Below are 9,166 nucleotides of genomic sequence, written 5' to 3'. Positions count from 1 at the left end.
GAAAGGAGGGTACTCGGATGCGTAAAAACCGTGCAGAACGTCGTGACGTTATCGCAGATCCGATCTACAACTCGAAATTGGTAACTCGCCTCATTAACCGTGTCATGTTAGACGGTAAAAAAGGTACAGCTCAAACTATCATTTACAACGCATTTGGCCTCATCGCTGAACGCTCAGGCAAAGAGCCTATGGAAGTGTTCGAAGAAGCAATGAACAACATCATGCCTGTACTTGAAGTTAAAGCTCGCCGTGTTGGTGGAGCAAACTACCAAGTTCCTGTTGAAGTTCGTCCAGAGCGCCGTACGACACTTGGTCTTCGTTACCTCGTGAACTACGCTCGTCTCCGCAACGAGAAAACGATGGAGCAACGTATCGCGAACGAAATCATGGATGCAGCCAACAACACTGGTGCATCTGTTAAGAAACGCGAAGACATGCATAAGATGGCAGAAGCGAACAAAGCGTTTGCTCACTATCGTTGGTAAGTTAAACGTAAAGACCACTCCACGTCACCAAGCGGTGGCTTAATGGAGTGGCTTTCGGGTATAATCATATCGTGTGCCAGCACACGAAAAACACATGCGGAAGGAGAATACCCAGTATGGCAAGAGAATTCTCCCTAAAGAATACTCGTAACATCGGGATCATGGCTCACATCGATGCCGGTAAAACGACAACAACTGAACGTATTCTTTATTACACAGGTCGTATCCACAAAATTGGTGAAACTCATGAAGGAGCTTCACAAATGGACTGGATGGAGCAGGAGCAAGAGCGTGGAATCACGATCACTTCTGCTGCGACAACTGCACAGTGGAATGGCCACCGTGTAAACATCATCGATACACCTGGACACGTAGACTTCACTGTTGAAGTTGAACGTTCACTCCGTGTACTTGATGGCGCAGTTGCAGTACTTGACGCTCAGTCAGGTGTTGAACCACAAACAGAAACTGTATGGCGTCAAGCGACGACTTACGGTGTTCCACGTGTCGTATTCGTCAACAAGATGGATAAGATCGGTGCGGACTTCTTGTACTCGGTGAAAACACTTCACGAGCGCTTGCATGCAAATGCACACCCAATCCAACTTCCAATCGGTGCAGAAGACGAATTCAAAGGAATCGTCGACCTCGTCGAAATGAAGACGTACATGTACTCGAACGACCTCGGTACTGACATCGAAGTAACAGATGGCTTCCCAGCTGACATGGCTGATGAAGCTGAAGAACTTCGCGGTCAATTGATCGAAGCGGTCGCTGACTACAACGAAGAGTTGATGATGAAATACCTCGAAGGCGAAGAGATCTCTATCGAAGAACTCAAAGCTGGTATTCGTAAAGCAACACTCAGCGTAGAATTCTACCCTGTACTCGTTGGTTCGGCCTTCAAAAACAAAGGTGTTCAATTGATGTTGAACGCTGTTGTTGATTACCTCCCGTCACCAGTTGACGTTGAGTCAATCAAAGGGATCAACCTCGACACAGAAGAAGAAATCACGCGTGAGCCTTCTGACGAAGCTCCGTTCTCGGCACTTGCGTTCAAAGTCATGACGGATCCTTACGTCGGTAAATTGACGTTCTTCCGCGTGTACTCTGGTACAGCACAAGCTGGTTCGTATGTGAAGAACTCGACTAAAGGTAAGCGTGAGCGCCTCGGTCGTATCCTTCAAATGCACGCGAACAGCCGTGAAGAAATCCCAATGGTATTCGCTGGTGACATCGCCGCAGCTGTTGGTCTTAAAGATACTACGACTGGTGATACACTTTGCTCAGAGAAAGACAACGTCGTTCTCGAGTCAATGACATTCCCAGAACCAGTTATCTCGGTCGCTATCGAGCCTAAATCGAAAGCTGACCAAGACAAGATGGGTCAAGCCCTCGCGAAACTCGCAGAAGAGGATCCAACTTTCCGCACTGAAACAAACCAAGAGACTGGTCAAACGATCATCTCTGGTATGGGTGAGCTTCACCTTGATATCCTCGTTGACCGTATGCGTCGCGAATTCAAAGTAGAAGCTAACGTTGGTGCACCACAAGTTGCTTACCGTGAGACAATCCGTGGCGCTGCGAAGATCGATTCGAAATTCGTACGTCAATCAGGTGGACGCGGTCAGTACGGTCACGTTGTCGTAGAATTCGAGCCGAACGAAGAAGGCGCTGGATTCGCATTCGAGAACAAGATCGTCGGTGGTGTTGTACCACGTGAATACGTCCCAGCTGTTCAAAACGGGATTGAAGAAGCTCTCGAAAACGGTATCCTCGCTGGTTACCCAGTAGTTGACGTTAAAGCTGCCCTCGTCTTCGGATCGTACCACGATGTCGACTCGAACGAGATGGCGTTTAAAGTTGCTGCTTCGATGGCGGTTAAACAACTTAAGGAGCAAGCGAAAGCTGTTATCCTTGAGCCAATGATGCGTGTTGAAGTTGTCATCCCAGAAGAATACTTGGGAGACATCATGGGTGACGTCACGTCACGCCGTGGACGCGTAGAAGGTATGGAAGCACGCGGTAACGCACAAGTCGTTAAAGCAATGGTTCCACTTTCAGAAATGTTCGGTTATGCGACATCACTTCGTTCACGTACGCAAGGACGTGGAACGTACTCGATGCACTTCGATCACTATGAAGAAGTGCCGAAGTCAATCGCAGAAGAAATCATCAAAAAAGCGAACGGCTAATAACGGTTGTAACGCTGAATTGATTGTTGTAAGCTAAGGAGGACGTATGTTAAAAGTAGCCTACGTCTTCCTAGTTAAATAAAAATTAATTGTCTAATAGAGGAGGAATCTAGAATGGGTAAAGAAAAATTCGACCGTTCTAAACCGCACGTTAACGTTGGTACAATTGGCCACGTCGACCACGGTAAAACAACTTTGACTGCAGCGATCTCAGCTGTACTTTCAAAAGCACAAGGGAAAACAGCTACAAAGTTTGACGCAATCGATGGTGCTCCTGAAGAGCGCGAGCGCGGTATCACAATCGCAACAGCTCACATCGAGTACGAAACAGAAAAACGCCACTATGCACACGTTGACTGCCCAGGTCACGCTGACTATGTTAAAAACATGATCACTGGTGCTGCACAAATGGACGGCGCGATCCTCGTTGTTTCTGCAACTGATGGCCCAATGCCACAAACACGTGAGCACATCCTTCTTTCACGTCAAGTAGGTGTTCCTTTCATCGTCGTATTCATGAACAAAGTTGACATGGTTGACGACGAAGAACTCCTCGAGCTCGTTGAAATGGAAATCCGTGAACTTCTTTCTGAGTACGACTTCCCAGGCGACGACCTCCCTGTAATCAAAGGTTCAGCACTTGGCGCGCTTAACGGCGAAGCACAGTGGGAAGAAAAAATCATGGAACTCATGAACGCTGTTGATGAGTACATCCCTGAGCCAGTTCGTGACACGGACAAAGAATTCATGATGCCAGTTGAGGACGTATTCTCAATCACTGGTCGCGGTACTGTAGCGACTGGTCGTGTTGAGCGTGGTGTTCTCCGCGTCAACGACGAAGTTGAAATCGTTGGTCTTACAGAAGAAACTAAGAAAACTGTATGTACTGGTGTAGAGATGTTCCGTAAGCTTCTCGACTACGCTGAAGCTGGCGACAACATCGGTGCTCTTCTCCGTGGTGTATCACGTGAAGACATCGAGCGTGGACAAGTACTTGCTAAGCCAGGTTCAATCACGCCGCACTCGAAGTTCAAAGCTTCGATCTACGTTCTTTCTAAAGAAGAGGGTGGCCGTCACACGCCATTCTTCGCGAACTACCGTCCGCAGTTCTACTTCCGTACAACTGACGTAACAGGTATCGTTCACCTTCCAGAAGGTACTGAAATGGTAATGCCAGGAGACAACATCGAGTTGACGATCGAATTGATTTCTACAATCGCGATCGAAGACGGAACACGTTTCTCAATCCGTGAGGGTGGCCGTACAGTAGGCGCTGGTTCAGTAACTGAAATCATCGAGTAATCGATTGATACACTGACCTTTCAAGCAGTCCGCATTTTGCGGGCTGCTTTTTTGTTTTGTGGCGAGACGTGGTAAGATGGGACATATGTCGAACGAAAGGGGAGACGATGATGGAGAAGCAAGTCGAAACGATATGTCGCTTGAACGGGATCGCGTGTCGGTTCGGTGGATCGACGTTATTGAAGCAACATGGATTAATCGAAACAGCGAACGACTTGGATGTGTTTGTCGAACCGGATCAATTCGAGCGATTGGATCAAGTATTGAGCCGTGCCGGGAGAAAAGTCGAGTCGGCGCCACATCTAGATTACGTGACGACCTATTTTGGGGAATATGAGTTCGAAGGCGGAGACATTGATGTGATGGCTAGTTTTCGGATGAAGTGCACCGATGGGATCTATACACATCCATATATTGAACCGACCGGCAGTTGGATGCATCTCGAAGAGTGGATTGTGCTGTATACGGTGATGAACCGTATCGATAAGCTTGAACGGTTAAGCCAATACTTCGAAACCCATCCAATGAATGAAACGATTGTCCAAACCTGCTTGAAACGAGCCCCAGCCTCGGTCATCGAATCTGTCACGGAGCGCTTTGGAGCACGTATGAAACGCTAGGTCGAGTTGGCATGGCGGTTCTTGAAACAAATAGTTCAACAAAAGAAGGAAAATAGCTTGCAAAAGGGTTCAAATCTTGTTACATTAGTGAACGTTGAACAACGCACCAGACATCCGGCACAATTTAAAAATCAAATCTTGCATTTCATATGTAGATTCGATATAATGATTAAGTGTTTGTGCGAGTGGTGAGAGACTTTACAGCAGAAACCGGGTCCAATCGTTGATTTGCAATGATCGGATACCTCTGCTGACACAAGCACGCTGCGATGAAGCGGGAGGTTATGACACGCCAGGCAGCTTTGCCATGGCCGGTGTGGAAATTTCCGCGGAGAACTGTCTATTTTTAAAAATAGGCGACAAAGGAGGGAAACTTACATGGCAAATGAAAAAATCCGTATTCGTTTAAAAGCATACGACCATCGCGTACTCGATCAATCAGCTGAGAAAATCGTTGATACTGCGAAGCGTTCAGGTGCAAAGGTTTCGGGACCAATCCCGCTTCCAACTGAGAAATCGATCTACACGATCCTTCGTGCGGTTCACAAGTACAAAGATGCTCGTGAGCAGTTCGAGATGCGTACACACAAACGCTTGATCGACATCGTTAACCCAACACCAAAAACGGTTGATGCGCTTATGCGCCTCGAATTACCATCAGGTGTTGACATCGAAATCAAACTTTAATTCTTCATATAGTAGATACTAGCCAGAAGAGACAATAATTATTAAACAGGAGGTGTATCTCATGGCTAAAGGAATCTTAGGAACAAAACTTGGTATGACTCAAATCTTCAACGAAGCAGGCGAAGTCGTACCGGTAACAGTAGTTGCTGTCGAAGGAAACGTCGTACTTCAACTTAAAACAGTTGAAACTGACGGTTACGAAGCAGTTCAACTCGGTTTCGGAGACATCAAAGAATCACGTCAAAACAAACCGGCAAAAGGTCACGCTGCGAAAGCAAACGCGACACCTAAGCGCTTCATGAAAGAGATTCGTACTTCAGTAGAAGGATACGAAATCGGTCAAGAGATCAAGGCGGACATTTTCGCTGCAGGTGAATTAGTAGACGTAACAGGTACATCGAAAGGTAAAGGATTCCAAGGTGCGATCAAGCGTCACGGACAATCACGTGGACCAATGGCTCACGGTTCGCGCTACCACCGTCGTCCTGGTTCGATGGGTCCTGTAGCTCCTAACCGCGTATTTAAAGGGAAGCTTCTTCCTGGTCAAATGGGTGGAGAGCGTAAAACGATTCAAAACCTTGAAGTTGTCAAAGTTGACGCGGAACGCGGCCTTGTACTCGTTAAAGGCGCAATCCCAGGCGCTCGCAAGTCGAACGTCATCATCAAAACAGCGGTAAAAGGTAACTAATTAACTGCACGGAAAGGAGGAATTACGAATGCCTAAAGTAGCTTTGCTTAACCAAACAGGTTCACAAGTTGGCGAGATCGAATTGGCAGAAGCCATTTTCGGTATCGAGCCAAACGACTCAGTACTTTATGACGCGATCGTCATGCAACAAGCATCACGCCGTCAAGGTACTCACGATACGAAAGGTCGCTCGGAAGTACGCGGTGGCGGCCGTAAACCATGGAAACAAAAGGGAACTGGTCGTGCGCGCCAAGGTTCTATCCGCTCACCACAATGGGTTGGTGGTGGTACAGTCTTCGGTCCAACACCACGTTCATACTCTTACAAGCTTCCTAAAAAAGTTCGTCGTTTAGCACTTCTCTCGGCTCTTTCGTCGAAAGTGAAAAACAACGAAATGATCGTCCTCGAAGGCCTTGCTTTCGATGCACCAAAAACAAAAGACATGGCTGCTGTTTTGAACAGCTTGTCAGTAGAACGTAAGGCTCTTGTAGTCACAGCGGACTACAATGAGACTATCGCTCTCGCAGCTCGTAACATCCCAGGAGTGACTGTGATCGAGGCAGCAGGCGTTAACGTTCTTGACCTCGTTGCTAACGACAAAGTCATCTTCACTAAAGATGCGGTTGCGAAGGTAGAGGAGGTGCTTGCATAATGGCTCAAGCATACGATATCATCAAACGTCCTATCATCACTGAGCGTTCTGTTAGCCTCATGGAAGCTAACAAATACGTTTTCGAGATCGACGTTAAAGCGACTAAATCGCAAGTGAAGTACGCTATCGAAACAATCTTCAATGTGAAAGTTGCTTCGGTAAACACAATGAACATGAAACCGAAAGCGAAACGTGTCGGTCGTCACTCTGGTTACACAGCTCGTCGTAAAAAAGCGATCGTAACCCTTGCTGAAGGCAACACAATCGACTTCCTCGGTTAATTTACTACCTTAGAAGAAAAGGAGGGAATCCTCGATGGCAATTAAAAAGTTTAAGCCGACCACTAACGGTCGCCGTAACATGACATCTCTCGACTTTGCAGAGATCACAACGAATCGCCCTGAAAAATCGTTAACTGAAAAGCTTTCGAAAAAAGGCGGTCGTAACAACCAAGGTCGTTTGACTGTACGTCACCAAGGTGGCGGGCACAAACGTAAATACCGTATCATCGATTTCAAACGTAACAAAGATGGCATCGTCGGACGCGTTGCTACGATCGAATACGATCCAAACCGTTCAGCGAACATCGCCCTCATCAACTATGCAGATGGTGAGAAACGTTACATCCTCGCTCCTAAGGGCATCAAAGTAGGCATGGAAATCATGTCTGGTCCTGAGGCGGATATCAAAGTGGGGAACGCTCTTCCACTCGTGAACATCCCTGTCGGTACTACTATCCACAACATCGAGCTTAAGCCTGGTAAGGGCGGTCAGCTTGTTCGTGCGGCTGGTGCATCGGCACAAATCCAAGGACGTGACGGCAAGTACGTCATCGTTCGTCTTCAATCAGGTGAATCACGCTTGTTCCTCGGCACTTGCCGCGCGACAGTCGGTTCAGTTGGTAACGAAGAACACGAACTTGTAAACATCGGTAAAGCAGGACGTTCACGTTGGTTAGGCAAACGCCCAACAGTACGTGGTTCTGTAATGAACCCGGTTGATCACCCACACGGTGGTGGTGAAGGTCGTGCGCCAATCGGTCGTTCGGGCCCACTTACTCCTTGGGGTAAACCAGCTCTTGGTCTTAAAACACGTAAGAAAAACAAATCGAGCGACATGTACATCCTTCGTCGCCGTAAGAAATAATTACTACATGATTCTCGGGCGGTTCGAAAGGGCCGTTCCCGAATCATTCCAAAGGGAGGTTCTATCATGGGTCGCAGCTTGAAAAAAGGTCCATTCGCAGATCACCATTTGCTCGCTAAAGTTGACAAACTCAACGAATCTGGTGAGAAGCAAGTCATCAAAACTTGGTCACGTCGCTCGACAATCTTCCCAGAATTCATGGGTCACACGTTCGGTGTACACGATGGTCGCAAACACGTACCAGTATTCGTGACAGAAGACATGGTCGGTCACAAACTTGGTGAATTCGCTCCAACACGCACGTACAAAGGTCACGGATCAGACAAGAAAACGAAACGGTAATTTGAGGGGAGGTCAAATCCATGCAAGCTAAAGCATCAGCTAATATGGTCCGTCTTGCTCCTCGCAAAGCACGTCTCGTTGTAGACTTAATTCGCGGGAAACAAGTCGGCGAAGCGCTCTCTGTCCTTGCTCACACGAACAAGGCAGCGTCGCCAATCGTTGAAAAAGTATTGAAGTCAGCGATTGCAAACGCAGAGCACAACTACGATATGAATATTGAGAACCTTGTGGTGTCGGAAATCTACGTCAACGAAGGTCCAACACTCAAACGCTTCCGCCCACGTGCGATGGGTCGCGCAAGCCGTATTAACAAACGCACAAGCCACATCCACATCGTGGTAACTGAGAAATAAGGAGGGATATGTAGTGGGTCAAAAGGTAAATCCGCACGGTCTTCGCGTTGGTATTATCAAAGACTGGGATTCGCGTTGGTACGCTGAGAAAGACTACGCAGATCTCCTTCATGAAGACTACGTTATTCGTGAATACATCGAAAACAAAATGAAGGATGCTAGTATTTCTAAAGTAGAAATCGAACGCGCTGCAAACCGCGTGAACATTTCGCTTCACACTGCGAAACCAGGTATGGTTATCGGTAAAGGTGGTTCGGAAATCGAGTCACTCCGTAAAAACATCATCAAGCTTGCTGAAGGCAAACGTGTTCACATCAACGTTGTTGAAGTGAAAAATGCGGACGCTGTCGCGAAACTTGTTGCTGAAAACATCGCTCGTCAATTGGAAGGCCGTGTGTCATTCCGTCGTGCAATGAAACAATCAATCCAACGTTCGATGCGCACTGGCATCAAAGGGATCAAAACAGAAGTTTCTGGTCGTCTTGGTGGCGCTGATATCGCTCGTTCAGAGAAGTACTCGGAAGGAACAGTTCCACTTCACACACTCCGTGCCGACATCGACTACGGAACAGCTGAAGCTGACACAACTTATGGTAAAATCGGAATTAAAGTCTGGTTGTACCATGGTGAAGTTCTTCCAACAAAAAACAACACAGCTAAAAACGCTGAATAATAAACACTCTTTCAGGAAGGAGG

Annotated in this window: 12 protein-coding genes; all 12 read left to right on the top strand. The window is 47.3% G+C overall.

Features of this window, described 5'->3' with window-relative positions:
• Nucleotides 1-17 precede the first annotated feature (17 nt).
• Entirely contained in the window at nucleotides 18-485 is a 468-nt protein-coding gene (rpsG, locus tag EVJ33_RS13660) for a 30S ribosomal protein S7 (RefSeq protein ID WP_021066600.1), read from the top strand.
• 116 nt (nucleotides 486-601) lie between these two features.
• Entirely contained in the window at nucleotides 602-2,680 is a 2,079-nt protein-coding gene (fusA, locus tag EVJ33_RS13655) for an elongation factor G (RefSeq protein WP_131437954.1), read from the top strand.
• A gap of 114 nt (nucleotides 2,681-2,794) precedes the next feature.
• The gene (gene tuf / locus EVJ33_RS13650) at nucleotides 2,795-3,982 is read left to right on the top strand and encodes an elongation factor Tu (RefSeq protein ID WP_131437953.1); all 1,188 of its coding nucleotides are present in this window, start codon (nucleotides 2,795-2,797) and stop codon (nucleotides 3,980-3,982) included.
• Between the two features lie 110 nt (nucleotides 3,983-4,092).
• Nucleotides 4,093-4,602 (top strand): nucleotidyltransferase family protein, encoded by a 510-nt coding sequence (locus tag EVJ33_RS13645; RefSeq protein ID WP_131437952.1) that lies wholly within the window; start codon nucleotides 4,093-4,095, stop codon nucleotides 4,600-4,602.
• Nucleotides 4,603-4,980: 378 nt separating this feature from the next.
• Nucleotides 4,981-5,289: a 30S ribosomal protein S10 gene (gene rpsJ / locus EVJ33_RS13640; RefSeq protein WP_012727678.1), complete on the top strand. Its 309-nt coding sequence runs from the start codon at nucleotides 4,981-4,983 to the stop codon at nucleotides 5,287-5,289.
• A 61-nt stretch (nucleotides 5,290-5,350) separates the two neighbouring features.
• Entirely contained in the window at nucleotides 5,351-5,977 is a 627-nt protein-coding gene (gene rplC, locus EVJ33_RS13635; protein ID WP_034781707.1) for a 50S ribosomal protein L3, read from the top strand.
• A gap of 28 nt (nucleotides 5,978-6,005) precedes the next feature.
• On the top strand, nucleotides 6,006-6,629 hold the full coding sequence (gene rplD / locus EVJ33_RS13630; RefSeq protein ID WP_034781706.1) for a 50S ribosomal protein L4: 624 nt from the start codon (nucleotides 6,006-6,008) through the stop codon (nucleotides 6,627-6,629).
• On the top strand, nucleotides 6,629-6,910 hold the full coding sequence (gene rplW, locus EVJ33_RS13625; RefSeq protein WP_034781704.1) for a 50S ribosomal protein L23: 282 nt from the start codon (nucleotides 6,629-6,631) through the stop codon (nucleotides 6,908-6,910). Before rplD ends, rplW begins: the two co-directional genes overlap by 1 nt.
• A 34-nt stretch (nucleotides 6,911-6,944) precedes the next feature.
• On the top strand, nucleotides 6,945-7,775 hold the full coding sequence (rplB, locus tag EVJ33_RS13620) for a 50S ribosomal protein L2 (RefSeq protein ID WP_034781701.1): 831 nt from the start codon (nucleotides 6,945-6,947) through the stop codon (nucleotides 7,773-7,775).
• Between the two features lie 66 nt (nucleotides 7,776-7,841).
• On the top strand, nucleotides 7,842-8,117 hold the full coding sequence (gene rpsS, locus EVJ33_RS13615) for a 30S ribosomal protein S19 (RefSeq protein ID WP_012727673.1): 276 nt from the start codon (nucleotides 7,842-7,844) through the stop codon (nucleotides 8,115-8,117).
• Between the two features lie 20 nt (nucleotides 8,118-8,137).
• Nucleotides 8,138-8,470 (top strand): 50S ribosomal protein L22, encoded by a 333-nt coding sequence (gene rplV, locus EVJ33_RS13610; RefSeq protein WP_034781699.1) that lies wholly within the window; start codon nucleotides 8,138-8,140, stop codon nucleotides 8,468-8,470.
• Nucleotides 8,471-8,483: 13 nt separating this feature from the next.
• Nucleotides 8,484-9,143 (top strand): 30S ribosomal protein S3, encoded by a 660-nt coding sequence (gene rpsC / locus EVJ33_RS13605; protein ID WP_114166686.1) that lies wholly within the window; start codon nucleotides 8,484-8,486, stop codon nucleotides 9,141-9,143.
• Nucleotides 9,144-9,166 lie beyond the last annotated feature (23 nt).

The organism is Exiguobacterium sp. SL-10 (assembly GCF_004337025.1).
Classification (GTDB): Bacteria; Bacillota; Bacilli; order Exiguobacteriales; family Exiguobacteriaceae; genus Exiguobacterium.
Note: the sequence above shows the minus strand (reverse complement) of the source record. Positions and strands in the feature narration are given on the sequence as shown.

Coding starts and splice junctions, on each gene's coding strand:
- rpsG (WP_021066600.1), top strand. CDS start 18: ATGCGTAAAAACCGTGCAGAACGTCGTGACGTTATCGCAGATCCGATC.
- fusA (WP_131437954.1), top strand. CDS start 602: ATGGCAAGAGAATTCTCCCTAAAGAATACTCGTAACATCGGGATCATG.
- tuf (WP_131437953.1), top strand. CDS start 2,795: ATGGGTAAAGAAAAATTCGACCGTTCTAAACCGCACGTTAACGTTGGT.
- EVJ33_RS13645 (WP_131437952.1), top strand. CDS start 4,093: ATGGAGAAGCAAGTCGAAACGATATGTCGCTTGAACGGGATCGCGTGT.
- rpsJ (WP_012727678.1), top strand. CDS start 4,981: ATGGCAAATGAAAAAATCCGTATTCGTTTAAAAGCATACGACCATCGC.
- rplC (WP_034781707.1), top strand. CDS start 5,351: ATGGCTAAAGGAATCTTAGGAACAAAACTTGGTATGACTCAAATCTTC.
- rplD (WP_034781706.1), top strand. CDS start 6,006: ATGCCTAAAGTAGCTTTGCTTAACCAAACAGGTTCACAAGTTGGCGAG.
- rplW (WP_034781704.1), top strand. CDS start 6,629: ATGGCTCAAGCATACGATATCATCAAACGTCCTATCATCACTGAGCGT.
- rplB (WP_034781701.1), top strand. CDS start 6,945: ATGGCAATTAAAAAGTTTAAGCCGACCACTAACGGTCGCCGTAACATG.
- rpsS (WP_012727673.1), top strand. CDS start 7,842: ATGGGTCGCAGCTTGAAAAAAGGTCCATTCGCAGATCACCATTTGCTC.
- rplV (WP_034781699.1), top strand. CDS start 8,138: ATGCAAGCTAAAGCATCAGCTAATATGGTCCGTCTTGCTCCTCGCAAA.